Below are 25,412 nucleotides of genomic sequence, written 5' to 3' on the forward strand. Positions count from 1 at the left end.
GCAAGGCATACCTTCCGCGCAAATATTCGAGTGCGGCTCGATCCCGACCGTGATCGGGTCGAAGAAAGGGGTCACCGATGGATCTCGAAGCCTGGCACGACCAGGAGGAAGCCCGGATGACCGAGGCGATCCGCCGGGTCGGCTGGCAAATCCAATATGTCGGCGGCGGAACCTGCAGCCGGCCCGGGTGCGATCCGGCGCCCGACGATCAGCCGCCCTTTGCCTACACCACCGGGTTGTTCGGGCTCGGCCACGCCGAGTTGTTGATCGTCGGGGTCGACCCGGCGACGGCCAGCGGCGTCCTCAATGACCTCGGGCAGCGGGTGATGGACGGGGACACCGTGATGCCCGGCGCGGTCATCACCTTCGCGAAATGGCCTCATCGGATCATCCCCGAACCGGTACCCAACCCTGGCGAGATCCTGTTGTGGGCTAACCGCTTCTACCAGCGCCCTGCCGAGTACTCGGTGCCTGCGCTCCAACTCACCTACGACGACGCGGCCGGCCGCTTCCCCTGGGACGAGGGCTACGCCGCACCGGAACTTCAACCGCGGCCCGGGACCTTCGCCGCGTGAGGTTGCTCGGTGAACGCGACGCGGCAAAGAGCCTCCCGCAGCCCCCGCTCCTAATCTGACCGCGGTGAAGACCCGGCAGCCGACATCGCTCGACCACGCCCTCACCGCGCTGGCGGAGGACCCGGAGGCGACAATCCTCGCCGGGGGCACCGACCTCATGGTGTCGGTCAACTATCACGCCCTGCGCCCCTCGTCGGTGATCGGCATCCGCCGGGTCCCCGAACTTCAGGAGTGGGACGGCCAGTTCCTCGGGGCGGGCGTCACTTACAGCCGCATGGAGCGGGGGCCGATCGCGGCGCTGGCGCAGGCGGCCCGGACGGTGGGCTCCCCGCAGATCCGCAACGCCGGCACCCTGGGCGGCAACCTGGGCACTGCCAGCCCCGCCGGTGATGCTCTCCCGGTCCTCGCCGCCCTCGACGCCGAGATCGTGCTGCGCTCCGCCGCGGGCGAGCGGGTGGTCCGCTGGGACGAGTTCATCGTCGGCCCGAAGCAGAACACCCGGCGGCCCGACGAGATCATCCTCGGGGCCCGACTCCCCCATCAGATCCCGCCGGGACAGGGGTTCGCAAAGATCGGCACCCGCAGTGCGATGGTGATCGCAGTGGCGTCGTGCTGCGTGTTTCGCGACGAGGACGGGAGGACGACAATCGCCCTCGGCTCGGTTGGCCCCACTCCCGTTCGCCCTCGCCGGGCCGAAGCCATGATCTCCGCCGAGCGGAACCCGTCGGAGGCAGCGCTCGCCGAACTGCAGCGGTTGGTCTCCGAGGAGGTCTCCCCGATCACCGACCATCGCTCCACCGCCGGGTACCGCCGCCACGCCTCGGGGGTCATCGCCCGACGCCTGGTGGAGAAGATCCTCGGACGATGACCCGCTTCACCGTCAACGGCACCGGGCACACCGCCGACCCGATCGGGCCCGAGAGCCTGCTGACCACGCTGCGGGACCGCCTCGGCCTCTACGGCTCGAAGAACGCCTGCGAGCAGGGCGAGTGCGGATCGTGCTCGGTGATCCTCGACGGCGAACTGGTGTGCTCGTGCCTGGTGATGACCGCCGACACCGACGGATCCACGATCGTGACCGTCGAGGGGCTGGCCGACGGCGACACCCTCCACCGGGTGCAGCAGGTGATGGTCGACGGGTCGGGGGTGCAATGTGGCTTCTGCACGCCGGGGATCGTCGTCGCCGCCGCCCACCTCTTCGACGCCAGCCCCGACCCCTCCGCAGAGGACATCCGCGAAGCGCTCGCCGGGAACATCTGCCGCTGTACCGGGTACGGGGCCATCGTCCGGGCGCTCCAGGCACTTTCGGGAGATGGTCAGTGACCACCATCGCCCGCCCCCGGACCGAGCGCGGCGTGGGCGCCAGCGTCACCCGATCCGACGCCATCCCCAAGGTGAAGGGCGAATTCGCCTATTCGTCGGACCTCCACGCCGAGGGGATGCTCTGGGGTGCCACGGTCCGGAGCCCGCACGCTCACGCCCGGATTGTCTCGATCGACGTCGCCCCCGCGCTGGCTCTTCCCGGTGTACACGCCGCCCTGACTATCGAGGACGTCCCAGGGCGCCGAGCCTTCGGGCTGGAGGATGCCGACCAGCCCGCCCTGGCCGACGGACTCGTGCGTTTCTGGGGAGAGGCGGTGGCGGTGGTCGCCGCCGACGACCGCGAGACCGCCCGCCGGGCCGCCGCCGCCGTCCGGGTGGAGTACGAGCCACTCCCGCCGCTGGCGGACCCCGAGGAGGCCGAACGAATCGGATCGACCTTCCGGGTGATGAACATCGTCAACGGGAATCCGGAGGCACACGGATCGGTGGCCGTCGAGGGTTACTACGAGGTGGGCCAGCAGGACCAGGCGCCCCTTGGTACCGAGAGCGGCATCGCCATCCCCGATGGCGAAGGGGGGGTCGACCTCTACATCTCCACTCAATGGCTCCATGTCGACCATGAACAAGTCGTCGCCACCCTCGGCCTCCGGCCCGAGCAGGTGCGGCTTCACATGGCCGGGATCGGCGGCGCGTTCGGGGCGCGCGAGGACCTGAGCCTCCAGGTACACCTTTGCCTGCTCGCTCTTCACACGGGGCGCCCGGTGAAGATGGTCTACGACCGAGCGGAATCGTTCGTCGGGCACGTCCACCGGCATCCGGCCCGCATGTGGTATCGCCACGAGGCCGATTCGAACGGGAAGCTTCGCCGGGTAGAAGCCCGGCTGCTGCTCGACGGCGGGGCATACGCCTCGACCAGCTCCGCCGTGCTCGCCAACGCCTGCTACTTCGCGGTGGGCCCGTATCACTGCGACGCGGTCGAGGTGCATGGGGCGGCGGTACGCACCAACAACCCCCCGGCGGGGGCGATGCGAGGCTTTGGCGCGGTCCAGTCATGCTTCGGGTACGAGTCACAGATGGATCGCCTCGCCACCGCACTCGGCATCGACCCGATCGACCTGCGGTTGATGAACGCCCTGGAATCGGGCGACCGCCTCGCCACCACCGGCCAGCTGATCGAGGGCTCCCTCCCCACCCGACGGGTGATCGAAGCACTGCGGGCGATGCCGCTTTTCGACTCCGTTTCCGACGACCCGCGCCGGTTGCCCGGCGGCACCGGGCTCACCACCCCGACGACGGCGGTGCGTCGAGGTATCGGGTTCGCCGTCAGCATCAAGAACCTGGCGTTCTCCGAGTCCTTCGACGACTACGCCGAGGCAAGGGCGGTGCTGACTTCCGACGGTCTGGAGATCCATACTGCCGCCGCCGAGGTCGGGCAGGGGCTGGTCTCGGTGGTGGAGCAACTTGCCCGAACGGTCACCGGCGTCGAACAGGTGCGGATGGTGTGGGTGGACACCTCGCGGATCGGGTCGGCCGGCTCGACCTCGGCCTCCCGCCAGACACAGATGACCGGCGGCGCGGTAGTGGCAGCGTGCGAGACCTTGCTCGCCGAGGCGCTACTACGCGGCGGTGGAGATCGGCTCGACGACCGCGGTGTCTGGCGCGGCGAAGAACTTGTGGCGACCACCGCCGACCTGCTCGCCAGCGGACCCATCGAGCACCTGGAGAGGTTCCACCACCCCCCCACCGAACGGCCCGACGACCAGGGCCGGGGCAAGGTGCATGCCGGGTACGCCATCGCTGCCCACCGGGCAGTGGTCGATGTCGACCCCGACCTCGGCCTGGTGCGGGTGGTGCGGGTCGACACCGCCCAGGATGTCGGCAAGGCAATCAACCCGGCGGCGGTGATCGGCCAGATCGAGGGCGGGATCATGCAAGGCGTCGGCCTGGCGGTCATGGAGGAGATCGTTCTCGACCAGGGCGTGATGAAGAACGCCTCGTTCACCGACTACCTACTGCCCACCTTCCTCGATGCCCCCGACGTGGAAGCGATCCTGATCGAGGAACCCGACCACTGGGGTCCGTTTGGCGCCAAGGGTGTCGGCGAACCGCCCACGATCTCGTCCACCCCGGCAGTCGTGGCCGCCATCCGCAACGCCACCGGCCGCGACCTGACCCGAGTGCCGGTGAGGCCGGAGCACATAGTGTTTTCCGAGTAGGCCCCGGCTACGGCTCCAGCTCCAGCCAGACCCGGCCGCCCGCCTCCCGCCGCCCGCCTCCCGCAAGAGTCAAGAATCAAGAACCAAGAGTCAGGAGCGAGCATTGACAGCGCCTCTTGCCAATCCATTTGCCAATTGCGGGCCGAGCGAAGCGAGGCCCCTCTGAACATCGCTGTGATCGGCGGCGGGATCGCGGGTGCTTCGGTCGCCTATGAATTGTCCGCGCGCGCCGAGGTCGCTCTGTTCGAACAGGAGCCGATCTGCGGATACCACTCCACCGGGCGGTCGGCCGCGTTGTTCACCGAGTGTTATGGGGACCCGGTGGTCCGCCGGCTCGCCATCGCCAGCCGGCCGTTCCTCGCGGCTCCTCCCCCCGGGTTCTCCGATTCGCCCCTGGTGACACCCCGGTCACTTCTGTTCGTCGGCACCGCCGACCAGGCACCGGCCCTGGCGACTGCGCTCGAGGAGTTTCGGGCGATGGTCCCCACCGTCAAAGGGGTCGGCGGGGAGGAGGCCCGCGCCCTGTGCCCGGTCCTCGACCCGGAGGTGGTGGCCGGCGGAATCCTCGAACCGGGGGCGATGGACATCGACGTCCACGCTCTGCACCTCGGGTACCAGCAAGCGGCGCGCACCCGGGGAGCGCGAATCCTCACCCGGTCTCCGGTCGTGAATCTGCGCCTCAACGGAGGCTCCTGGACGGTTGCCACCCCGGACGGCAACCACGAAGCCGACATCGTCGTCAACGCGGCCGGTGCGTGGGCCGACGTAGTGGGGGGCATGGCGGGGACGCATCCGATCGGGCTGGTGCCCAAGCGGCGGACCGCATTCACTTTCCGACCCCCTGACGGGTTCGACCACCGACGCTGGCCGATGGTGATCGACGTGGACGAGCACTGGTACTTCCGGCCGGAGGGCGCCCACCTGCTGGCGTCACCCGCCGACGAGACGGCCATGCATCCGTGCGACGCCCGGCACGAGGAGGCCGATGTCGCGCTGGCCATCGAGCGCATCACCGCGGTGACGACGATGCCGATCCGCTCGATCGAGCGCGCCTGGGCCGGGCTGCGGTCGTTCGTCGCCGACCATCGCCCGGTCAACGGCTGGGACCCCGAGGTGCCCGGCTTCTACTGGCTCGCCGCGCAGGGCGGTTTCGGCATCAAGACCGCCCCGGCGATGGCCAGGTTCGCCGAGGGCACGATCCTGGACGGCGCTCCCCCGGCCGACCTCACCCGGGCAGGACTGAGTGCCGGGGCCCTTTCACCGGCGCGGCTGGCGACCGAGGCCGAAAGCACCTGACCGGAGGCCCACCGGCCAGGTTAGATTTCAGGACGAGGCAGCAGCCGCGCCCGTAGCGCCGATCCTGGAGGACCGATGGCGAAGCGGAGCGACCCCGCGGAGACCGCTCTCCACCCCGAGAGCCTGATGATGTCCTACGGCTACGAGCCGGAGTGGTCCGAAGGGGCGGTGTCCCCTCCCATCTTCCAGACCTCGACCTTCGTCTTCCCCAATGCCGCGGCCGGCAAGCGATGCTTCCAGGTTGCCTATGGCCTGGCCGACGCCGAGCCGGGCGAGCGGCCCCACCTGATCTACTCGCGCATCAACAACCCCAACCTGGAGATCGCAGAGGACCGCCTCGCCTTGTGGGATGGCGCCGAGAGAGGGGCGGTGTTCGTCAGCGGGATGGCGGCGATCACCACCACCATGTGGGCTCACCTGCGGCCGGGCGATGTGATCGCCGCGAGCACCCCGATCTACGGCGGCACCCAACATTTCATCGATTCGGTGCTGCCGGAGTTCGGCGTCCGGGTGGTCCGTTTCGGCCCGCATGAGACGGCCGACCAGATCGCCGCCGCCATCGACGGTGCCGGGGGACCACTCGGAATGGTCTACGCCGAGACGCCGGCCAATCCGACCAACGACCTGATCGACCTGGCGATGTGCACCCAACTCGCCGCCCGGTTCTCCACCCTCGACCGCAAGGTGCCGTTCGCGGTGGACAACACCTTCCTGGGGCCGGTGTTTCAGCGGCCCATCGACCATGGCGCCGACATCGTCCTGTACTCGGCCACCAAGTACCTCGGAGGACACGGTGACATCATCGCCGGCGCCGCCACCGGCTCGGCCGAGATGATGGGGCCGATCCGGGCGATGCGCACCTTCACCGGGAGCATGATGAGCCCGTTCACGGCCTGGCTGTTGCTGCGGAGCCTCACCACGCTGCGAATGCGAATGGAGCATCAGGCCGACTCGGCCCGAAAGGTGGCCGACTACCTCCGTGGGCACCCCAAGGTCACCGCGGTGAACTACCTGGGCCACATCGAGGCGGGCGACCCCCGCCACGACCGGTTCAAAGAGCAGTGCCTCGGCGCCGGCGGGATGATCTCCTTCGAAATCGACGGCGGTGAACCGGAGTGCTATCGCTTCCTCGACGGGCTCCGGCTCTTCAAGCTGGCGGTGAGCCTCGGGTCCGTCGAGTCCCTCGCCGAGCACCCCTGTTCGATGACCCATTGCGAGGCCGGGCCGGAGGAGAACGCCAAGATCGGAATCACCGAGAGCCTGGTGCGCCTCTCCATCGGGGTCGAACATCCCGACGATCTGATCCGCGACATCGCCAGGGCGCTCGATCAAGTCTGAGGTAGCTCGCACCTCCCTTTACGATCGAGCCATGAGACGCATCGCGCTCGCGATCGTGTTGCTGCTGGTCGGGGGTTGCGGGGACGATGGGGCGGTCCAATCGACCACCACGACCCCGGTGACGACAACGGCGGGTATGACCACCTCGACGAACCCCACCTCGTCGACCACGCTCGGATCGACCACGACGACGGCTCCGGCCGAGTCAGTGCCTCTCGATACCGTCGGTGAGCTGGTGCTCGATCCTGTCGGTGAAGGCTTCGCCTCCCCCGTGTTCGTGACGGCGCGACCGGGCGACGACCGGCTCTACGTCGTCAACCAGGAAGGCACCGTCCAGTCGATGAGCCGCGACGGCGGCGATGTGCAGCTGGTTCTCGACATTCGCGACAGGGTGTGGTTCGCGGGCGAACGCGGTCTGCTCGGCCTGGCTTTCCATCCAGATGATCCCGAACGCGCCTTCGTCCACTACTCCCGAAATGGGGACTTCTCCACGACCATCGTCGAGTATCACATGCCGACCGATGGCTCCGACCCCGAGCGCGTCCAGCTGATCCTCCGCCACCCCCAGCCCGCCCAGAATCACAACGGGGGGATGATCGCCTTCGGACCCGACGGGTACCTCTACATCGCCCTCGGCGATGGAGGTGGCGGTGGCGACCAGTACCGCAACGGCCAGGACCCCTCCACTCTTCTCGGCGCGATCCTCCGCATCGACGTCGACTCCGGCGACCCATACGCGATTCCCAGCGACAACCCGTTCGCCGATGGATCGGATGGGGCGCCCGAGGTGTTCTTCTGGGGTTTGCGCAATCCCTGGAGATTCAGCTTCGACGGCACCGACTTGTGGGTCGCCGACGTGGGGCAGGGTTCATGGGAGGAGATCAACCGCGTCGGCCTCGACATGCGCGGAGCGAATTTCGGCTGGCCGATCCTCGAAGGAACCCACTGCTACGACGGTCCCGAGGAGCTGTGCGAAGACGATGTCTTCATCGGACCCGTTTACGAGTACTCCCACGACGACGGCAGATGCTCGGTGACCGGGGGCTACGTGTACCGCGGTGCGAACCACCCCGAACTGGACGGCGTGTACTTCTTCGGCGACTACTGCTCCACCGAAATCATGGTGATCCGGGTCGAGGGCGGCGAGGTCATCGACTCCCGCATCTTCGCCACCGGGCTGGAGCACTTGTCGTCGTTCGGTGTCGACCATGACGGCGAGCTCTACGTCACCACGGCGTCCGGGGTCTACCGAATCGGCTTCGACGCCTAGGGACGGGTGACACTGCCGGCGAATCGGCATGTCTCGTCGTAGTCCACCAATGCCGGAGGACGGGACTCGTCGGCGCACGCCGGGCACGTCGGGTCTCGATCGAAGCGCAGTTCGGCGAACTCCTGGGCAAGGGCGTCGTAAGAGATCAGGCGGCCCCGCAGCGTCTCACCCACGCCGAGGATCGCCTTCACGGCCTCCACTGCCTGCATCGAGCCGATCACCCCCGGTAGCGCGCCCAGCACCCCCGCCTCGGCGCAATTGGGGGCGAACTCGGGAGGCGGGGGTTGCGGGAACAGGCACCGATAGCAAGGCCCCCGATACGGGTCGAACACCGTCACCTGCCCCTCCCACCGGAAGATCGATCCGTGCACCACCGGGATCCGGAGGTGCAGCGACGCGTCGTTGAGCAGGTAGCGGGTGGGGAAGTTGTCGGCGCCGTCGACCACGACGTCGTATCCCTCCATGAGGCCGAGGGCGTTGCCGGCCTTGATCGCCACGGGGTGCGGGATCACCTCGACATCGTCGTTGAGCCGATGCAGCGTCTCCGCCGCGGAGGCCACTTTCGGGACACCGAGCCGGGTGCCGTCGTGCAGCACCTGGCGCTGCAGATTGGTCACGTCGACCACATCTGGATCGACCACCCCGATCGTGCCCACACCCGCGGCGGCGAGGTACAGCAGCGCCGGCGAACCAAGCCCGCCGGCTCCGACCACCAGGACTCGAGCATCGAGCAGCCGCTGCTGCCCCGCCTCGCCGATCTCGCGCAGAACGAGGTGCCGGGCATACCGCCCGCTCCGGGTTTGCTCGGATGCCATCGCCACGGGGTGACCTGCCCGACGCCACATGTCCATGCCACCCGCCAGGGAAGCGACATTGGAGTAGCCCAGGGTCTCGAGAGTCTTGGCGGCGAAGGCCGAGCGATTCCCATGGGCGCAGTAGAGAACCACCGCCGTTCCAGGGTCGGGGGTGATTTCGCCGATCGATCCCATCAGGCTGCCCTGCGGCACCAGGTGCGCTCCCTCGATGATCCCCGAGGCGTACTCGAAGACCTCCCTGATGTCGACCAGCACCGGGGGCGGATCGGCGGATGCCAACTCGTCCACCGACACCTCGCGAATCACGGCTCGCATCCGGGCCACCAGCTCGCCGTACGTCATCGAGCCCCCTCGGTGACGGGCACGACCTCGATCGGTTCCTCCACCGCCCTTCCCGTTCGAATCCACCAACCTCGGAGCTCGGGCGTCTCGGGATCCGCAAGCCCCACGATCAGATACACCCAGTCCGGTTCCAGGGCACGGGAGATGTCCGTCTGCGACGGGACCGCGGCAGTGCGGGGATGCGAGTGGAACGAGCCGCCCAAAGACCACCCGTTGGATTCGGCATCGCCGAGCGAGGCAAAGTGCTGGTCGGGATCGACGGTGAACGAGAAGGGCGACCGGTCGACATTGTCCAGGCAATACGCCCGCCGCACCCGGCCGTCACCATCCACAGCCAACAAGCCGCACGCCTCGTTCGGATGGCCCGCCCGAGCATGCAGGACGATCTCTGCGCGAATGGCTTCAGAAAGCAGCATGGAAAGAGGACGGTAACGCAGTCTCCAGTCTCGAGTCTTCGGGAACGAGCCCTCGGCCATCCGGCTTCCGCAGGAAGGCGCCTCCTGCCTTTCCGTCGAATTGCGAATCGCGAATTGCGAATTGCGGGGCCGAGCGAAGCGAGGCCCTACGGCTCGATCACCACGCGGATGTCGTCGCCGAAGGCTTCGAGGCGATCCATGGCCTCGGTGACTGCGGCGGCGTCGAGGGGAATGCGGCGGGTGATGGCCTCCCCCAGTTCGAGCGTCCCGTTGTCGGCCATCGTCAGCAGCTCGTCGATCTCGGTTGCGAGGTGATCGGCCGAGCCGCGTAAGTCGACCTCCCGTTTGACCAGATCTCGATAGGGGTCCAGGCCGAACTCCCGGTGCGTGATACCCACCGCGACGGCGCGCCCGGAGGGCGCCAAAGAGTCCAGGGCCGACTTCATCACCTCGGCGCTGCCCACCAGTTCGAGGGCGACATCCACCCCACCAGCGGCGAGCAGCGCGGCTACCGGGTCGGCGTTGCCGTCGACGGGTACGGCTCCGAGCGCGGCCGCCGCCTTGAGCTTGCGCGGGTTGACGTCGACCGCGAAAACCTGCGACGCCCCCAGGATCTGCGCCAGTCGGATGGCCGACACTCCCAGCCCTCCCGCTCCAAAGATCGCCACGCTCGAGCCGGGCGCCACCTCACCCCGGCGGAGGGCGTGGAGGGCGGTCGCCGAGGAGCACATCATGATGGCCGCCACCGCCGTGTCGACACCGGCGGGCACCAGGTGGGCGTTGCGGGCCGGCACCGCGATCTGCTCGGAGTAGCCACCCTGGCGGTCGAGACCGATCATTTGCCCCACTTCGCAGAACTGTTCGGCGCCCCGCCGGCACTGAGCGCAGGTTCCGCAGGTGACCAGGTAGTGGAGGCAGACCCGGTCTCCCACCGCCCGATCGGCCACCTCCACGCCCACATCGATGATCGTGCCCGCCACCTCGTGACCCGGGACCAGCGGCAGCGACGGCACCGGTCGAGTCCCCGATCGATAGTGCACATCCGACCGACAGATCCCGGCAGCCTCCACCCGCACCACCACATCTAACGCCCCGGGGATGAGGTCGGGCAGCTCGACATCCGACAGCGGGGCACCGTACGCGGTGATGGTGACGGCACGCATCAACCGAGGCTAGAACAGCGATCGACCCGAGGTGCCGATGACATCGGGGGCGGCGCACTGCCGCCCCCGATGTCTCACCGTCGCGTCACGCCGGGGCGACGCCCGATCGCGTCAATCTCCCTGCCTCCATAAGCACCCGAACCGACACGTAGACGCCAAGCAAGCTCACCAGATACATCGGTGGGAGCCAGAAGACCACGATCCCGGCGGCCACCGCCGGGAGGAGCCCGTAGACAAGTAGCCCGGCCGCGAGGCGCGGCCGGCTCCTCAGCAACCCAAGCCCCAGCACCAACGCGACCATCGCCGACGCGCTGACCACGAGGGTCGCCACCGGGTCGCTGGCCCCGTGTGGGTCGTCTCCGGTGACCAGTCGGGCAATCGATAGGACCACCAGCAGCGCCTCGAGAGCCGCCACCAGGCCGATCGCCCACTTCCACCACTGTTGTTTGAAGTTCGCCACAACACTCTCCGTTCGCTCGGTGAGTGCGGTCCAAACGAGGTCACCGACTATGCCTCCCCAAAACCTGGCGAATCGGAGCATGTCGCCGCCGGGCCGCCCGTCGCGGTATCGGTCGGTGAACAACTGCACCATGTCGTCGCCGTACTCGTCGCGCACCTCGGGGGGATACGCCTTGAGCAGAGCCTCGTAGAGCGTCACCGCTCGTGGGCTACTCCTCACTGCGCAGCCTCAGGCCGCGGACTAAAGGCGACCCGCTTCGCTGCGGCTGCCTTCACCATCGCCTCGAGCCGAGTCATCTCGGCACTGAGGACCCTTTCACCGAGGCCGGTGAGCCGGTAGTAACGCCGACGTTGGTCGTCCAATTCGGGGTCGGGGCGGTTCTCGGTCTCCTCGACGAGGCCCGCACCCAGCATCCTCTTGATCGAGCCGTAGAGCGTGCCAGGGCCCATCGTCAGAGTCCCGTCTGACAGGTTCTCGACTTCGCGCATGATGGCGTAGCCGTGCTTCTCGCCGTCCGCCAGCGCCAGCAATATGTGCGACGCCGCCGGGGTGAGCGGAAGATGTCCGTCGGGGCTCTGGGCCTGTGCACTACTCACGTCATCGATCCTTTCTGGATACCGTGCGCACGGTATGTCCGGGGACGATATATCCGTCCTCGATATATGTCAAGGGACCGACAGGACTCGATCTCCTCCGCGGCCGGTACGCTTGTCCCCTCATGCACGAACGATTCTCAGACCTGCTTGCAGCCGCCAATGAGCGGACGGTCACCGTCCGTGCCGCCGACGGCCGCCCCATGGTGAAGGCCAAGCTGTTGCACGCGGTGATCGCCGCCGCTGCCGGCATCGTGATCGCGCCCCGTCTCGCCGCCGCAGCCGCCGTCGGTGCACTGTTCAAGGGCCTCACCGTGTCGGTGGAGGGCACCGGCGAGGAATCCGCCGCCGCCTGATCATCAGGCCGATCAGCCGTGCCGCTCCACCAGCAGGCTCGATACGAACAGCGTCTGTGCAGCCAGCGCGAATACCCCGGCACCGGCCAGCCCCACCTCGGCTGGAATCGTCATGGTCACCGGGAGGATCGCCCCCACCACCCACGCGAGCTGGAACAGCGTCTCCGACCGGGTGAAGGCGCTTCCCCGCTTGTCGGGATGAACCGTCGCCTGCAGGAGCCCGTCGAAGGCGAACTTGGCGGTGCCCCACGCCAGCCCGGCGGCGGCCGCGAGCGCCGCCGCCGCCGCCAGACCGAAGAATTGGCCGGCGATGAACGCCGCGGCTGCCTCTAGGGCCAGCGCCGCCACCACCATCGGCTCCTCCCGGAGCAGCCTCTCGAGCAGCGGACTGATGATCGATGCCAGGCCGTACCCCACTCCGCCGGCGGCGATCAGCGCTCCGAAGTCGAGCGCTCCGGCTTCGGCGTCACGGAATTCGAAGGCGAGCAACAGAAGCAAGAACCCGTTGAGGAACCTGGCCCCTGCCGTCGCAAGACGCGCCAGACGCAGGTTCCGCGGGGGCAGCACGGGATAGCTATCGGCATCGGTGCCCACGTCCATGTCCTCGACGCTCCGGGGATGGGGGAGGCCCATGCAGGTGAAGGTTGTCCCGACGAAGAACACCGCCGCCACGGCCAGCGCAATCGCCGGATCGACTTGTACCGCCAGAGCGCCGATCGGTAGAACCACCGCACCCGCGAGGATCCCGATACGGGCAAGGGCGGCGTTGGCGCTGACGAGCGCGACGGGAGCGGGCAGTGCCACCGGGAGCATGCTCGACTTGGTGATCCCGAACAGCCTCGAAAGCACGAGCATCCCGAACGCCAGCGGATACAACCAGATGGTGGTCAGCCCGAACATCATCACCACCGCCAGCACCGCCCGAGCAAGGGCCGAGAGGGTCAGCGCTGCCCGGTAGACCCCGCGGAACCTGGCAAAGATCCCGCCCATCACCGGTGCGATCACCGCGAACGGGGCGAGGGTGAGGGCAAGGTAGAGGGCGACGTTCCCTCGGGCGTCGGCGGAGGGCACTCCGAAGAACAGTGTCTGAGCGAGGGCGATGGTGACGAGTGTGTCGCCGGCGGTGCTGGTCGCCCACGACACCGCCAACTGCTTGAAAGCCGGCCCGTTCTTGCCAAACATGGCGTCGACCCGCCGGATCGCCGAACGCGCGGTCCGGCGGGCGATTCCCCGCCGCCGCACCACGGGGTCGAACTGGTCGCTCACCATCGTGAAGGTAGTCAACAAAGCCGACGGCCAACGCTCAGAGAACGGTTGTCGCCAGCTCCGCCAGGGGGCTGCGGACCGTTCGCTCGAGGGTGACATGCCCGAAGAGGTGATTGCCCTTCATCTTCTCGATCATCGCCGCTGCCCCGCCGAACGGGGACACATACGGGTTGTCGATCTGAGTGAAATCCCCACAGAACACCACCTTGGCGTCGGGACCGATCCGGGTGAGGATCACCTTGAGAGTCGGCAACTCGAGGTTCTGGGCCTCGTCGATGATCACGAATTCACCGGTGATCGAGCGCCCTCGCAGATAGGTGATCGCCGCCAGTTCGAGCGCATCGCGATCCACCAGCTCCTCGAGGGCCTGGCGAGGGGCGCCGGGACCTCCGTCCGAGAACAGCGCGTAGAGATTGTCGTGGACGGCCGCCATCCACGGAGCCAGCTTCTCGTCGAGGTCGCCGGGCAGGTAACCGATCTCCTGGCGTCCCACCGCGATCAGCGGCCGGTAGACCGACACCTTGCGGTACCGCCCGGCCTCGAGCACTTGCTCCAGGCCGGCGGCGAGTGCCAGGAACGTCTTGCCGGTTCCGGGGGCTCCCATCAGCGAGACCGCGGGGATGTCCGGATTGAGCAGCAACTCGAGGGCGAAGGCCTGGCGAACGTTCTTCGATTCGATCCCGAATACCCGGCGGTTCCCCGGCACCCTCACCGCCACGGGTATCGGCTCGACCTCGACCACCTGACCGACCGCCGACTGTGAAGCCGGGGCGCGCAGCACCACGAACTGGTTGAGCAGCAAATCGGGATGTTCGAGACGGATCTTGCCGTCGGCGTAGAAGCGATCGACAGTGGCGGAGTCGACCGTGATCTCGGTGACACCGGTGTAGTACTCGTCCACTGCGACGACGTCTGCCCGGTAATCCTGCACCGCGACGCCCAACTGGGCGCCCTTGATCCGCAGGGCGACATCTTTGGTGACCAGGACGGCCGGAACGCCGTTCGTCTCGAGTTCCAGGCAGGTGGAGAGGATCCGATGGTCGGGTGTCTTCGGGTCCAGCACCTCGGGCAGGCGGCGCGAGTTGACCCCGTTCAATTCGATTCGCAAGGTTCCGCCGGACGGAAGCGCCACCGGCTGGGACAGCCCCCCCGCCTCGGAGGCGCCGCACTCTTCGAGCAGCCTGATGGCGCGGCGGGCGTTGGACCCCACCTCGTCCATCAGCGTCTTCTTGCGGTCCAGCTCCTCGATCACCACCAGGGGAAGCACCACATCGTGCTCGTCGAACCGCAAGATGGCGGACGGGTCAGCCAGCAAGACGCATGTGTCGATCACGTAGGTTCGCTGCGATCCCCGTTCCGGCACAGGCGCCAGGCTTGCCGGTTCCGGGCTCAGGGTCAAGGATTGTCGTGCAGCACCGCCCACCGCTCGTTACGGTGCGCGGATGCGAGTGAGTGTCATCGGGGCGGGATCGTGGGGCACCGCCGTGGCCGCCCTCGCCGCCGCGACCACCGACACTGTCCTTTGGGCCCGTCGCGAAGACCTCGCCGCTCGCATCCAGCACGAACGGGTCAACCCCGACTACCTGGCCGACACCGTGTTGCCCGACCGGCTGCGGGCGACCAGCGACCTGGAGGACGCCCTCACCGGCAGCGAGATGGTGATCATGGCGGTGCCGTCGCACGGGTTCCGCGACGTCCTCGTCTCCGCCGGCGACGCGGCTCCGCGAGACGTACCGATCTTCAGCCTCACCAAGGGCATCGAGACCGGAACCCTGAATCGCATGACCGAGGTGGTTCTCGACGTGCTCGATGTAGATCCGAGTTCCGTCGGCGTCCTCACCGGCCCCAACCTGGCTCGCGAGATAGCCGCCGGCCAACCGGCCGCGGCAGTAGTCGGCATGCCTGACGAAACGGTGGGAGCCAGGCTGCAGGCACTGCTCATGGGTCCGACATTTCGGGTCTACACCAACCCCGACGTGATCGGATGCGAGTCCGCAGGCGCCCTCAAGAATGTGATGGCGATCGCCGCCGGAATGGCTCACGGCCTTGGCTATGGAGACAACTCGATGGCGGCGCTGGTGACCCGGGCGCTGGCAGAACTGACTCGTCTCGGCATTGCCATGGGCGGCCAACCCCTCACCTTCGCCGGGCTCGCCGGCATGGGCGACCTCGTGGCTACCTGCTTCAGTGCCCAGAGCCGCAACCGCACCGTGGGGGTCGAGCTCGGCCGGGGGCGCTCGTTGCGCGAGATCACCGAGGAGATGCGGATGGTGGCGGAAGGGGTGAAGACCACCGAAGCAGTGCTCGCCCTCGCCGAGCGGCATCAGATCGAGATGCCGATCGCCAAGGCCGTGGGTGGGGTGCTCTATGACGGGCTCAAGCCGGCCGACATGGTCCGGGCGCTGATGACCCGTGGCGCGAAGTCGGAGTTACACGGCCTGTCCTAGTGCCCGATCCGGCACGAATCTCGCTAGCGCGTGGGGGCGAGCGAATGTCCTCGCACCGGGATCAGGTCTCGACCTCGACCTGATGAAGCCCGCGACTAGTTCGCTCACCCCCCTACGGTGGGTTCAAGTTTCGGCCAACCAACTGCCGATGGGACCAGCCATGACACGTCGGCAGCCGTTGAATCGAATCGCGCTCGGGGCCTCGCTATTGGCCGTCGCCCTGGCCGTGACCCCGATCGCCGCGGCCCACCACTCCCCTCCCTACGCCGACGGCGACGAACACGTATTCGGAGAGATGGTCGACTATCCCCTGGCGTTCCCCGTCGAGGGGAACCCGTTCTTCAACGACACCTTCTACTCGGCGCGCGGCGGCAACACGATCCATCACGCCCAGGACCTCATGGCGCCCAAGATGACTCCGGTCTACGCCGCGGCCTCCGGCACGGTCAAGTACGTCAACTGGTCGCGTGACGAGATCCCCCCACCCGATCGTTGCTGCACCCTCGCCCTCGACCACGATGACGGCTGGGAGTCGTGGTACATCCACCTCAACAACGACACCCCGGGCACCGATGACGGGAACGGTTGGGGAGTCGCTCCCGGTATCCTCCCCGGCGTCCACGTCCATGCCGGCCAGCTCATCGGATGGGTGGGCGACTCGGGCAACGCCGAAGGCACTTCACCGCATCTCCACTTCGAGCTCAAGGACCCTCAAGGAATTCTCGTGAATCCATATGAAGCCCTCATCGCCGCGCGATCGAATCCGACACCGACCCGATGCGACGGCCTGCTGCCGACGCTCACGGTGACGCCTGGAGTGCCGCTCCAGGGGACGGATGGCGACGACGTGATCCTCGGCACCAACGGCAACGATGTGATCTACGCCGGCGCAGGTGACGACGTCGTCTGCGCTCTCGATGGGACCGACTACGTCAACGGGGGGGCAGGCAATGACCGCCTGTTCGGTGGAGATGGCAAGGACACCATCCTCGGCGGCAAGGGGCCCGACCGGATCTTCCCCGGCAAGGGACGGGACCGGGTGAAGGCGGGCTCCGATGACGACACCATCACGGTGGAGGGCAGCCGCAACAAGATCAGGGGAGGGCCGGGCAATGACCGGGTCGACTACTCGATTGCCCGTGGCAGCATCACCGTCGATCTTGCTACGGGAGTGGCCAGCAACGGAGATCGGCTGTTCGCCATCGAAAGTGTGACCGGCGCCATCATCAAATGACGGCTTCCCGAGCCGCACCCCCTAGAGCAAATCGATCGCGGCCTCGGCCATAGGGGGAACCAGTTCTCCCAGACCCTCGAACCGGCCGTCCTTCGTCTGCCCCCGAACCCAGCGGATGTGGATCTGCTGAACGATGACCGCGATGCGGAACAGCCCCAAGGCGCGGTACCAGTCGATCCCTGCCAGGTCGAAGCCGGTGGCATCGGCATAGCGTTCGATGATGTCCGGCGGCCCGAAGGCGTCGCCCAGCACCACCGAATCAGCCGCCGCGAACGATCCCAGTCCGCCACCTGACCAATAGGCCAAGGTGGTGCCCACGTCGACGAGAGGGTCCCCGGTCGTCGACATGTCCCAGTCGAATACGGCCACGATCGACCCACCGTCATCGATCATCGTGTTGTCGAGCTTGAAATCGTTGTGGAGCAAGGTCGCCGCCTGCGGTGTCGGGACCGCCGCAGCCAGCCGACGGGCGACCTCTTCCATCGCTGGTAGGTCACGGTCCTTGGCGCGCTCCCAGCGGCCCGACCACCCTGCCACCTGGCGTTCGACGAACCCGTCGGGCCGTCCTAGATCGCCCAAACCCAGCGCCTCGTGATCGACCAGATGGAGTTCGGCGAGTGCGTCGACCAATTTGGTCCCGACCTGGTGGCGGAAGGCATCGTCCACCTCGAGCCCGGGCGGCCACGACTCGCGAACCACATGGCCGTGACGCCGCTCCATCACGAAGAACGGGGCCCCCATGATCGCGGCGTCCTCGCAGAGGACGAATGCTCGAGGTGCCTTCGGGTAGCTGCGGTGGAGCACCGAAAGCACCCGAAACTCGCGGGCCATGTCGTGGGCTCCGGAAGCCAGCGGGCCTAGCGGAGGTCGCCGCAGCACCAGTTCGGTGGTCCCGGCACGCGCCAGATATGTGAGGTTGGCCTTCCCCCCCGGGAACTGTTCGAACGCCAACGGAAGATCACCAATCGCCTCCGGCATCTCTGCTCTGAGGAACGCCTCCACCCGCACTTCGTCGAACCGCTCGTCGGGCCGGATTGGTGCGGTGTCCACTATTCGGAGGAGATGACCGCACCCCGAGCCGCGTCTTCCTCGGACGACACGACCGGGGTCTGCTTGCGGATGATGATCCAGAGAAAGACCGCCGTCGCCAGCAACCCGACGGTGAGCCCGGTCCACTGGTTCCAGGTGAACGGACCCGCGGTGGCGTCCGCATTGGGCAGGTCGTTGTTTCTGGTGACGTCGATCAGGAAACGCTGGAATCCGTACCAGGCAGCCCACATGAAGATGAGGGCGCCGTAGCGGATGTTGGTCCACCGCCGCGCAACGAGATAAAGCAGCCCCAACAGCACGCCCGCTCCGAGCATGTCGTATAACCCGGCGTGGTGGTACGGGCCGCACTCGCCGGCCGTCTCACAAAGCCGCTCGAGCGCGTCGTGCTGGGGGGCGACGTCGTAGCCCGGCTTGAGCAGGTAGCCGAGGAAGAAGTTCGTCCTGGCGCCGAGGTGCTCCACGATGAAGAGGTCGCCGATGCGGCCGACGACGGTGCCGATCGCCAGGCCGACCGCCGCCAGGTCCATGTGGACCAGCACGTTGAGGCCCAGCATCCGCATCCGCCAGGCTCCGACCAGGATGCCGCCGGCGAAGCCGCCCATGATCGAAAAGCTCTTGAAGGGCTGGAGCGCTTCGATCAGGCCTTCATCGAGGTGAGCCGGGACGGTGAAGAGCCGCGCCCCGAGGATCGACCCGACCAACGCCCAGGTGAGCACCGAGGTGATCTTCACCTCGTCGAATCCCCGCCGCCGGGCCTCCCGGAGCATGAGGATCGCCCCCACCACGAACCCGACGCCCGCCATCAGCCCATGCAGCGACAACCGAAACGGCCCCACGTGGAAGATCGGAATCGGCGGATAGGAGATCGAAGCGACCAACGAGACCATGGCGGGCAGATTACCCGCTGCCCGCTACCCGCTTCCCGCTGCCGGCAAGAGGGCGTCACAGTGGCGCGGGCTCCCAACGCAAAGAGCCGGCCCTGGTGGGCCGGCTCCTGGTCGGTGTTGGTCTGTCAGTTCGTTTGCGATTGCGAGATCTGCCGGGCGATGAGCACGCCCACCGCCACGACGATCAGCAGGACTATCAACTTCTTCAAGCTCTCACCCCCTTTGTACTGGGATCGTATCGCGCCCCAGGAGACACTTATACGTCTCCCCCCGGCCTCCGGGGGGAGACGCCCGAAGGGGGAGGGGGCAGCTGACCCTGCGAGCGGGACTGGACCCGTTCTTGAAGAAATGGTCAGATCGCACGCTGTCTCCGCTGCCCCCTCCGCCTCGCTTCGCTTCGGCACCTCCCCCGCCGAAGACGGCAGGGGAGGACGCCCTCCTGCGGGAGGCGGGAGGCGATGTACGCTCCCCCACCGTGACCGATCGCCGCTTTGCTCGCTTCGCCCTCGGCACCCTGGTGTTCAACGTGGGAGTGATCTTGTTCGGGGCCGTGGTGCGGGCCACCGGTTCGGGGGCGGGTTGTGGCTCGCATTGGCCCACTTGCGGGGGGGATGTGGTCCCGTTGTCGGGCTCGGCGGAGCGCTTCATCGAGTTCGGCCACCGCGCCTCGAGCGGGGTCGCCCTCGTTCTCGTCGCCATCCTGGTGCTCTGGGCGATCCGGACGCGCCGACGAGGCGATCCGGTGCGCATCGCCGCCATCGCCTCAGGCGTGTTGATCGTGAACGAGGCGCTGATCGGTGCCGCCCTGGTGCTGTTCGAGTGGGTCGGCGACGACCGCTCGGCGGGTCGCGCCGTATCGATCACCGTGCATCTGGTCAACACTTTCCTGTTGCTGGCCGCGCTGACTGCCACCGCGTGGTGGGCGTCGGGGCGGCCGGTGCCTCCCCGTCGGCCACACCGGGCGACCGCCTGGCTGGTCGGCATCGGTGCCGGGGCACTGATCCTGGTTGGGGCGACCGGAGCGATCACCGCCCTCGGCGACACCCTCTTCCCACCGCACGAGGTGGGGGTAGACCACTCGGGGAGCTTCCTGGTGAGCCTGCGATGGGTGCACCCGGTGCTGGCGGTGGGGACGGGCCTGTATCTCCTTCACCTGGCGCGGGTGCTACCGGTGCCGGATCGCATGCGCGGGTACCTGGCCGCGGTCGTGGTGACCCAATTGACGGCCGGAGTCGTCAACATCGCCCTCGCTGCCCCCGTGTGGATGCAGGTGGTGCATCTGCTGATAGCCGATGTCCTGTGGATCGGGCTCGTGGTCATCGGAAGCACTGCGCTCTCGGAGCGAGCCGAGGTGATGGCGTGACCGCCCGAGTATCCGCCTACATCGGCCTCATCAAGCCGCGGATCATCGAGCTCTTGCTGATCACCACGGTGCCGGCGATGGTGCTGGCCGCCGATGGCTGGCCCGGTTGGGGGCTGGTCGGTGCAACGCTCCTGGGTGGGGTCCTTTCGGCGGGTGGGGCCAACGCAATCAACAACTTTGTCGACCGAGACATCGACGTGCACATGGAACGCACGAAGCACCGGGGGCTGCCGTCCAACGCGGTCGGGCCAAACGAGGCGCTGGTACTCGGGGTCGTGCTGGGCCTGATGGGCTTCTTCTGGCTCTGGACGACCACCACGCTGCTGGCAGCGATGCTGGCGACCGCCGCCTTCGCCTTCTATGTGTTCGTGTACACGATGCTGCTCAAGCGGACGACTCCACAGAACATCGTCATCGGCGGTGCGGCGGGGGCGGTGCCCGCGTTGGTGGGGTGGGCGGCGGTCACCGGGTCGCTGGCGTTGCCAGCGTGGATTCTCTTCGCCGTCGTGTTCTTCTGGACGCCGGCCCACTTCTGGGCCCTCGCTCTCCGATTCGAAGAGGATTACGCCCGGGCGGGGGTACCGATGCTGCCGGTGGTAGCCGGCGAGAAGGAGACGACGCTCCAGATCACGCTCTATGCGGCGGCCGTTTCCTTCGTTTCGCTGATGCTCTATCCGGCGGCGTCCCTCGGCCCGATCTACCTGATCTCGGCAGTGCTACTGGGCGCCGCCTTCATCGGATCCACGCTGATGCTGGCCCGCGACCGGGGAAAGGCGATGGGTGTCTTCAAGTTCTCCAACGTCTACCTCACGCTGCTGTTCAGCGCGGCGATGTTGGACGTGCTGACCTGAGCGGCAGCGGGCTGCTGCAGATTCCGCTACTCCAGGAAGGCCAGGATCGCCTTCCCGATCTCATCCGCGTGCGTCAGCACCGCCTCGTGCTTGGCGCCTACCAGTTCGAGCACCGAGGCACCGGGGATGAAGGAGGCGGTCTCGTACTGCAGGCGTGAAGGGACCAGCTGATCGTCGGTGGGAATGATGCAAAGCGTCGGGGTGTCGATGTCGGGCAGGCGGTCCCGAACGTCGAACCGCAAGATGGCGAACCCTCCCTCGTAGTACAGGTCGGTGTCACGGTCGAGGAGGTTCTGCCACAGCCATGCAGCGTGCTCCGCGGGGATCACGCCGTTTCGCATCAAGTAGCCGTGCGCCAACCGCGGGAGCAGGAATCGATCGACCCGACTGATTGCCCGTCCCAACACGAAGGCAGGCACGGTCAACGACCGGGGCCGGTCGACCGGATGGGCCGCCGTTCCCCCGAGGATCAGGTGTGATGCCCGTCCCGGGTGGCGGATGGCGAGTTCCTGGGCGGTCATGCCCCCCATCGAGAAGCCGGCCACCGGGATGCCGCCGATCCCGAGAATGTCGAAGGCCCGGGCGACATCGTCGGCGAGATCGGAGATCTCAAAACGACCGCGCATGCGGTCGGACTTGCCGTGGTTTCGCAAGTCGAGGTTGATCACGCGGTACCGATCGGCCAGCAGCGGAAGCACCCGATGCCAGGTGAGGAAGCCGTCGTAGAGCCATCCGTGAAGCAGAACGATCGGCGGCCCATCGGGCGGCCCGGCCTCGCGCACCAGAAACTCCTGTCGGCCCGCGACGATGGTCCGGCCCGTCGGCCCCGCTGGTCGCGACTGGACCCCGCGAAACCGCGGAGATGTCTCCGGCCCGAACAGCCGCCACAACATCCAGGCGCCAACGGAGGTCTTGAGAAGGCCTTTCACGGGGTCGAGGATATCGTCCTCCTCCGCCGTCCTCGGCGGGGGAGGTGGCGCCGCCGTCTTCGGCGGTGACGGAGGGGGCAGCTGACCCTGCGAGCATGCCAACCACCCCTCCAGAACCGGGACCAGCCTGCTCGCAGGGACCGCTGCCCCCCTCCTACCTCCCCCCGGAAACCGGCGGGAGACGCAATGCATCCACCGCGAACACATACTCGTCCACCGGCCGGCCACCGACCAGGTGCTCCTCGATGATCCTGTCGAGCACTTCCTCGGTCACGTGGTGGTACCAGGTGCCGTCGGGGTAGACGACGGCGATAGGGCCCTGTTCGCAGATGCGGAGGCAGTCCACCTTGTTCCGCAGCACCGTCCCGGTGCCGGGCTCGACTGGAAGCGGTGGCGCCTCAGGCTTGCCCCGCCAGGCCGGCGGAGCCGATGCCAAGCCCAACTCCCAGAGGCGTCGCTTCAGGTGGGCCCACACCCGGGTTGTCTCCTCGCGCGGGGCGCACAACGGGGTTGTCTGGTCGGCGCAGAGGAAGATGTGACGCTCGACGCGACCGATCGATAGGGCAGAGGTGATCGCCTCGAGTCGTTCGCGGTCAGTCATCCAACGACTCGAATCTCCCCGCGACCTTCATCGGTGAAGCGGCCAATGGTCCACACCTCGCCTCCGAAGCCATCCGTGAACGGCTCGACGCTGCCCGGGGCCAAGGCGACCAAAAGCCCCCCACTGGTCTGCGCGTCGGCGAGAAGGATCCTGGTGGCCTCGTCAACGCCGCAAAAGTCGGTGAAACCTTCGGCATGTTGGAGGTTGCGGCGAGTGCCACCGGCGACGACCCCGTCCTCGGCGAACTTCCGCGCCCCAGGCAGGTGCGGCACCGAGGTGGCGTCGATTTCTGCTCCCACGGTATCGCCGAGCATTTCCTTCAGATGCCCCAGCAGTCCGAACCCGGTGACGTCGGTTGCTGCCGACGCCCCTGCCGCCACCGCGGCGTTGCCGGCGCGTTCATTCAGTTCAATCATCGACGCCACCGCCGCATCTCGAACCGACCGGTCCGCCAGCCCTCGCTTGATCGCCGTCGACACCAGGCCGGTCCCGAGCCGCTTGGTCAGCACCAGCACGTCGTCGGGGCGGGCGCCGCGGTTGCGGAGCACCCGGTCGGGGTGAATCACCCCGGTGATGGCCATCCCGAACTTCGGCTCGGGGTCGTCGACCGAATGCCCGCCGACGATGGTCACCCCCGCCTTTCGCAATATCTCTCCCGCCCCCCCAATCACCTGGCTCAGCAACGAGAACGGCAGGGTGTCGCGTGGCCATGCCACCACCTGAAGAGCGGTGAGGGGTCGGCCCCCCATGGCGTAGACATCCGACAGGGCGTTGGCGGCGGTGATCCGACCCCAGTCGTCGGGCTCGTCGACGATCGGGGTGAAGAAATCGACCGTCTGCACGATGGCGAGGTCGTCGGAGATTCGGTACACCCCGGCGTCGTCCGAAGCCTCGATTCCTACCAGCAGGTCCGGATGCGTCAGCGGCACCGACCCGTCGAGCGCCCCGATGATCTCGGCCAGCTCGTACTGAGCCAACTTGCAAGCGCATCCCGCCCCATGGGAGTAGGAAGTCAGTCGGGTGTCGTCGGGCATCCCGAGAGTGTAAGGGGGCCTCGCGTTTCTCCCCTCGGAGGGGGGAGTACGGGAAACCTCTGGGTTCCTTGGGGAGGGGGCGCTCAGACCAAACGAGCAACAGGGAGCCTGGTCCTCTTGCGGAAGGCGGAAGGCGGAAGGCTGGCTCTTGACTCTTGGCTCTTGACTCTTGACTCTCTTCGCCCTCTCTACCCTTCTCCTAATGGACGTCGACGCGTTTCGGAACGAGGCTCGGTCCTGGCTCGAGGCAAATGTTCCCCGCCGCTCGGGGGACGACAACCCGGCGGCGGTGTTCATCGAGCGACCCGACGAAGCTGCCTATGTGGTCCGGGCCAAGGAGTGGCAGGCGAAGCTGGCCGATGCCGGATGGGCAGGCATCACGTGGCCGACCGAGTACGGCGGGCGGGGCCTGGGTCCCATGCACCAGATCGTGTGGGTGCAGGAAGCCGCCCCTTACGACCTGCCGCTCGACATCTTCAACATTGGCATCGGCATGGCAGGCCCCACCATCCTCTCGTGGGGTACGTCGGAGCAGAAGGACCGCTGGCTGGCTCCGATGCTGCGCGGTGAGGAGATCTGGTGCCAGCTCTTCTCCGAGCCGAACGCCGGCAGCGACGTGGCCTCGGTGCAGACGCGGGCGGTCCGTGACGGCGATGAATGGGTGGTCGACGGGCAAAAGGTGTGGACCAGTGGTGCCCACTTCTCGAGGTGGGGGATGCTGCTCGCCCGCACCGACCCCGACGCCCCCAAGCACAACGGCCTCTCGTACTTCGGGATCGACATGGACCAAACGGGGGTCGAGGTACGGCCGCTGCGCCAGATGACCGGGGGCGCTTCGTTCAACGAGGTCTACATGTCGGAAGCCCGGGTGCCGAATGACGCCTTGATCGGCGGTCCGGGGATGGGGTGGTCGGTGGCGCTCACCACGCTGATGAACGAGCGGACCTCGATCGGTGCCGTCGGCGGCCTCGCCGGCTCGTCAGGATCCGATGCGCTCGCCCGTCTGCTGGCCGAGGTCGCCCGGGCCACAGGGAGGGACGCCCTTACCGGCCCCACCCGCGACCAGTTGGCGGACCTCTCTATCAGGACCATGGTGCTCCAGCAGCACGCCGGCCGGATCATCGCCAAACTCGCCCAGGGCCAGATCCCCACTGCCGAGGGGTCCGCCGCCAAGCTGCTGCTCTCGGGCCTGCTAGAACGCCTCGCCAACTTCGCAGTCGAAGTACAGGGCCCCCGGGGAATGCTGCTTGGCAACGACGCCCTCGCCGGGGGCACCTGGGGCCTCGCCTTCCTCGGCTACCCCGGAGTCAAGATCGCCGGCGGCTCCGACGAGATCATGCGCAACATCATTGGTGAGCGAGTCTTGGATCTGCCGCGAGAGCCAAAAGGGTAGGCCTCCAGCCTCCAGCCTCCAGCAAGAAGGCCTTCCGCCATCCGCCGTCGACGATGGAGTTCTATCGGCGAGCGATGGCGGTGACCGACCATCGACCATCGACCATCGACTGAGTTGCCCTCGGATTGCCTCTGGCTAGCATGCCGCCCTCGGTGCCACTGGCACCACCTGCGCAGGTCCTCGTGACCCCCTCA

Annotated in this window: 25 protein-coding genes; 13 read left to right on the top strand and 12 right to left on the bottom strand. The window is 67.5% G+C overall.

From position 1 onward, the window contains the following. Positions 1 to 77: 77 nt before the first annotated feature. The 7 genes from WD184_02310 to WD184_02340 all read left to right on the top strand — a co-directional run bounded on the left by WD184_02310 (position 78) and on the right by WD184_02340 (position 8,018). Positions 78 to 575 (top strand): DUF4262 domain-containing protein, encoded by a 498-nt coding sequence (locus WD184_02310; protein MEX0825582.1) that lies wholly within the window; start codon positions 78 to 80, stop codon positions 573 to 575. Between the two features lie 64 nt (positions 576 to 639). Further along, positions 640 to 1,443, top strand: coding sequence for an FAD binding domain-containing protein (locus WD184_02315; GenBank protein ID MEX0825583.1), 804 nt, complete (start codon positions 640 to 642; stop codon positions 1,441 to 1,443). Continuing rightward, the gene (locus WD184_02320) at positions 1,440 to 1,898 is read left to right on the top strand and encodes a (2Fe-2S)-binding protein (GenBank protein ID MEX0825584.1); all 459 of its coding nucleotides are present in this window, start codon (positions 1,440 to 1,442) and stop codon (positions 1,896 to 1,898) included. Before WD184_02315 ends, WD184_02320 begins: the two co-directional genes overlap by 4 nt. After that, on the top strand, positions 1,895 to 4,114 hold the full coding sequence (locus tag WD184_02325) for a molybdopterin cofactor-binding domain-containing protein (GenBank protein MEX0825585.1): 2,220 nt from the start codon (positions 1,895 to 1,897) through the stop codon (positions 4,112 to 4,114). The genes WD184_02320 and WD184_02325 overlap by 4 nt, the downstream gene beginning before the upstream one ends. A gap of 135 nt (positions 4,115 to 4,249) precedes the next feature. Further along, positions 4,250 to 5,410, top strand: a complete 1,161-nt coding sequence (locus WD184_02330) for an FAD-binding oxidoreductase (GenBank protein ID MEX0825586.1) — start codon at positions 4,250 to 4,252, stop codon at positions 5,408 to 5,410. A 75-nt stretch (positions 5,411 to 5,485) separates the two neighbouring features. Continuing rightward, on the top strand, positions 5,486 to 6,748 hold the full coding sequence (locus WD184_02335) for a cystathionine gamma-synthase family protein (protein MEX0825587.1): 1,263 nt from the start codon (positions 5,486 to 5,488) through the stop codon (positions 6,746 to 6,748). Positions 6,749 to 6,779: 31 nt separating this feature from the next. Further along, positions 6,780 to 8,018 carry a PQQ-dependent sugar dehydrogenase gene (locus WD184_02340; GenBank protein ID MEX0825588.1) on the top strand — a complete coding sequence of 413 codons (1,239 nt, stop codon included), beginning with the start codon at positions 6,780 to 6,782 and terminating at the stop codon, positions 8,016 to 8,018. On the opposite strand, the gene moeB is transcribed toward WD184_02340, so the two are convergent. The 5 genes from moeB to WD184_02365 all read right to left on the bottom strand — a co-directional run bounded on the left by moeB (position 8,015) and on the right by WD184_02365 (position 11,810). Continuing rightward, positions 8,015 to 9,175, bottom strand: a complete 1,161-nt coding sequence (gene moeB / locus WD184_02345) for a molybdopterin-synthase adenylyltransferase MoeB (GenBank protein ID MEX0825589.1) — start codon at positions 9,173 to 9,175, stop codon at positions 8,015 to 8,017. The genes WD184_02340 and moeB overlap by 4 nt on opposite strands. Next, positions 9,172 to 9,591 carry a M67 family metallopeptidase gene (locus WD184_02350; GenBank protein ID MEX0825590.1) on the bottom strand — a complete coding sequence of 140 codons (420 nt, stop codon included), beginning with the start codon at positions 9,589 to 9,591 and terminating at the stop codon, positions 9,172 to 9,174. The genes moeB and WD184_02350 overlap by 4 nt, the downstream gene beginning before the upstream one ends. A 146-nt stretch (positions 9,592 to 9,737) precedes the next feature. Beyond that, entirely contained in the window at positions 9,738 to 10,754 is a 1,017-nt protein-coding gene (locus WD184_02355; GenBank protein MEX0825591.1) for an alcohol dehydrogenase catalytic domain-containing protein, read from the bottom strand. An 85-nt stretch (positions 10,755 to 10,839) separates the two neighbouring features. Further along, positions 10,840 to 11,412 carry a hypothetical protein gene (locus tag WD184_02360; protein ID MEX0825592.1) on the bottom strand — a complete coding sequence of 191 codons (573 nt, stop codon included), beginning with the start codon at positions 11,410 to 11,412 and terminating at the stop codon, positions 10,840 to 10,842. Between the two features lie 17 nt (positions 11,413 to 11,429). Continuing rightward, a complete protein-coding gene (locus WD184_02365; protein MEX0825593.1) occupies positions 11,430 to 11,810 on the bottom strand; it encodes a PadR family transcriptional regulator in 381 nt (126 codons plus the stop codon). Positions 11,811 to 11,932: 122 nt separating this feature from the next. On the opposite strand from WD184_02365, the gene WD184_02370 reads away from it, so the two are divergent. Next, a complete protein-coding gene (locus tag WD184_02370; GenBank protein ID MEX0825594.1) occupies positions 11,933 to 12,163 on the top strand; it encodes a DUF4342 domain-containing protein in 231 nt (76 codons plus the stop codon). A gap of 12 nt (positions 12,164 to 12,175) precedes the next feature. On the opposite strand, the gene WD184_02375 is transcribed toward WD184_02370, so the two are convergent. Further along, entirely contained in the window at positions 12,176 to 13,429 is a 1,254-nt protein-coding gene (locus tag WD184_02375) for a hypothetical protein (protein ID MEX0825595.1), read from the bottom strand. 37 nt (positions 13,430 to 13,466) lie between these two features. Further along, the gene (locus WD184_02380) at positions 13,467 to 14,792 is read right to left on the bottom strand and encodes a PhoH family protein (GenBank protein MEX0825596.1); all 1,326 of its coding nucleotides are present in this window, start codon (positions 14,790 to 14,792) and stop codon (positions 13,467 to 13,469) included. A gap of 79 nt (positions 14,793 to 14,871) precedes the next feature. On the opposite strand from WD184_02380, the gene WD184_02385 reads away from it, so the two are divergent. After that, positions 14,872 to 15,876, top strand: a complete 1,005-nt coding sequence (locus tag WD184_02385; protein MEX0825597.1) for an NAD(P)H-dependent glycerol-3-phosphate dehydrogenase — start codon at positions 14,872 to 14,874, stop codon at positions 15,874 to 15,876. A 160-nt stretch (positions 15,877 to 16,036) separates the two neighbouring features. After that, the gene (locus WD184_02390) at positions 16,037 to 17,110 is read left to right on the top strand and encodes a peptidoglycan DD-metalloendopeptidase family protein (GenBank protein MEX0825598.1); all 1,074 of its coding nucleotides are present in this window, start codon (positions 16,037 to 16,039) and stop codon (positions 17,108 to 17,110) included. 21 nt (positions 17,111 to 17,131) lie between these two features. Here the strand turns inward: WD184_02390 and WD184_02395 are convergent, their stop codons facing one another. Both WD184_02395 and WD184_02400 read right to left on the bottom strand, forming a co-directional pair. Continuing rightward, the gene (locus tag WD184_02395) at positions 17,132 to 18,160 is read right to left on the bottom strand and encodes a phosphotransferase family protein (protein ID MEX0825599.1); all 1,029 of its coding nucleotides are present in this window, start codon (positions 18,158 to 18,160) and stop codon (positions 17,132 to 17,134) included. After that, positions 18,160 to 19,047: a prolipoprotein diacylglyceryl transferase family protein gene (locus tag WD184_02400; GenBank protein ID MEX0825600.1), complete on the bottom strand. Its 888-nt coding sequence runs from the start codon at positions 19,045 to 19,047 to the stop codon at positions 18,160 to 18,162. The genes WD184_02395 and WD184_02400 overlap by 1 nt, the downstream gene beginning before the upstream one ends. A 475-nt stretch (positions 19,048 to 19,522) precedes the next feature. On the opposite strand from WD184_02400, the gene WD184_02405 reads away from it, so the two are divergent. Together WD184_02405 and WD184_02410 are read left to right on the top strand one after the other, a co-directional pair. After that, entirely contained in the window at positions 19,523 to 20,410 is an 888-nt protein-coding gene (locus WD184_02405) for a COX15/CtaA family protein (GenBank protein ID MEX0825601.1), read from the top strand. Then, complete coding sequence (locus tag WD184_02410) at positions 20,407 to 21,261, top strand: heme o synthase (GenBank protein MEX0825602.1); 855 nt, start codon at positions 20,407 to 20,409, stop codon at positions 21,259 to 21,261. Before WD184_02405 ends, WD184_02410 begins: the two co-directional genes overlap by 4 nt. 26 nt (positions 21,262 to 21,287) lie before the next feature. Here WD184_02410 and WD184_02415 read toward each other — a convergent pair whose 3' ends face one another. The 3 genes from WD184_02415 to selD form a co-directional block, all read right to left on the bottom strand. Continuing rightward, the gene (locus WD184_02415) at positions 21,288 to 22,190 is read right to left on the bottom strand and encodes an alpha/beta fold hydrolase (GenBank protein ID MEX0825603.1); all 903 of its coding nucleotides are present in this window, start codon (positions 22,188 to 22,190) and stop codon (positions 21,288 to 21,290) included. A 154-nt stretch (positions 22,191 to 22,344) separates the two neighbouring features. Then, positions 22,345 to 22,791 carry a hypothetical protein gene (locus WD184_02420; GenBank protein ID MEX0825604.1) on the bottom strand — a complete coding sequence of 149 codons (447 nt, stop codon included), beginning with the start codon at positions 22,789 to 22,791 and terminating at the stop codon, positions 22,345 to 22,347. Further along, positions 22,788 to 23,825 carry a selenide, water dikinase SelD gene (selD, locus tag WD184_02425; GenBank protein MEX0825605.1) on the bottom strand — a complete coding sequence of 346 codons (1,038 nt, stop codon included), beginning with the start codon at positions 23,823 to 23,825 and terminating at the stop codon, positions 22,788 to 22,790. Before selD ends, WD184_02420 begins: the two co-directional genes overlap by 4 nt. Positions 23,826 to 24,027: 202 nt before the next feature. Between selD and WD184_02430 the strand changes: the two genes are divergently transcribed. Next, positions 24,028 to 25,218, top strand: a complete 1,191-nt coding sequence (locus WD184_02430; GenBank protein MEX0825606.1) for an acyl-CoA dehydrogenase family protein — start codon at positions 24,028 to 24,030, stop codon at positions 25,216 to 25,218. Positions 25,219 to 25,412: the final 194 nt, after the last annotated feature.

The organism is Acidimicrobiia bacterium (assembly GCA_040878325.1).
GTDB lineage: Bacteria > Actinomycetota > Acidimicrobiia > Spongiisociales > UBA11373 > JAUYIV01.

Bases quoted from the DNA above. Each gene is read 5' to 3' on its own strand.
- WD184_02310 (MEX0825582.1), top strand. From the start codon at position 78: ATGGATCTCGAAGCCTGGCACGACCAGGAGGAAGCCCGGATGACCGAG.
- WD184_02320 (MEX0825584.1), top strand. From the start codon at position 1,440: ATGACCCGCTTCACCGTCAACGGCACCGGGCACACCGCCGACCCGATC.
- WD184_02335 (MEX0825587.1), top strand. From the start codon at position 5,486: ATGGCGAAGCGGAGCGACCCCGCGGAGACCGCTCTCCACCCCGAGAGC.
- WD184_02340 (MEX0825588.1), top strand. From the start codon at position 6,780: ATGAGACGCATCGCGCTCGCGATCGTGTTGCTGCTGGTCGGGGGTTGC.
- moeB (MEX0825589.1), bottom strand. From the start codon at position 9,175: ATGACGTACGGCGAGCTGGTGGCCCGGATGCGAGCCGTGATTCGCGAG.
- WD184_02350 (MEX0825590.1), bottom strand. From the start codon at position 9,591: ATGCTGCTTTCTGAAGCCATTCGCGCAGAGATCGTCCTGCATGCTCGG.
- WD184_02355 (MEX0825591.1), bottom strand. From the start codon at position 10,754: ATGCGTGCCGTCACCATCACCGCGTACGGTGCCCCGCTGTCGGATGTC.
- WD184_02370 (MEX0825594.1), top strand. From the start codon at position 11,933: ATGCACGAACGATTCTCAGACCTGCTTGCAGCCGCCAATGAGCGGACG.
- WD184_02385 (MEX0825597.1), top strand. From the start codon at position 14,872: ATGCGAGTGAGTGTCATCGGGGCGGGATCGTGGGGCACCGCCGTGGCC.
- WD184_02390 (MEX0825598.1), top strand. From the start codon at position 16,037: ATGACACGTCGGCAGCCGTTGAATCGAATCGCGCTCGGGGCCTCGCTA.
- WD184_02400 (MEX0825600.1), bottom strand. From the start codon at position 19,047: ATGGTCTCGTTGGTCGCTTCGATCTCCTATCCGCCGATTCCGATCTTC.
- WD184_02420 (MEX0825604.1), bottom strand. From the start codon at position 22,791: ATGACTGACCGCGAACGACTCGAGGCGATCACCTCTGCCCTATCGATC.
- selD (MEX0825605.1), bottom strand. From the start codon at position 23,825: ATGCCCGACGACACCCGACTGACTTCCTACTCCCATGGGGCGGGATGC.
- WD184_02430 (MEX0825606.1), top strand. From the start codon at position 24,028: ATGGACGTCGACGCGTTTCGGAACGAGGCTCGGTCCTGGCTCGAGGCA.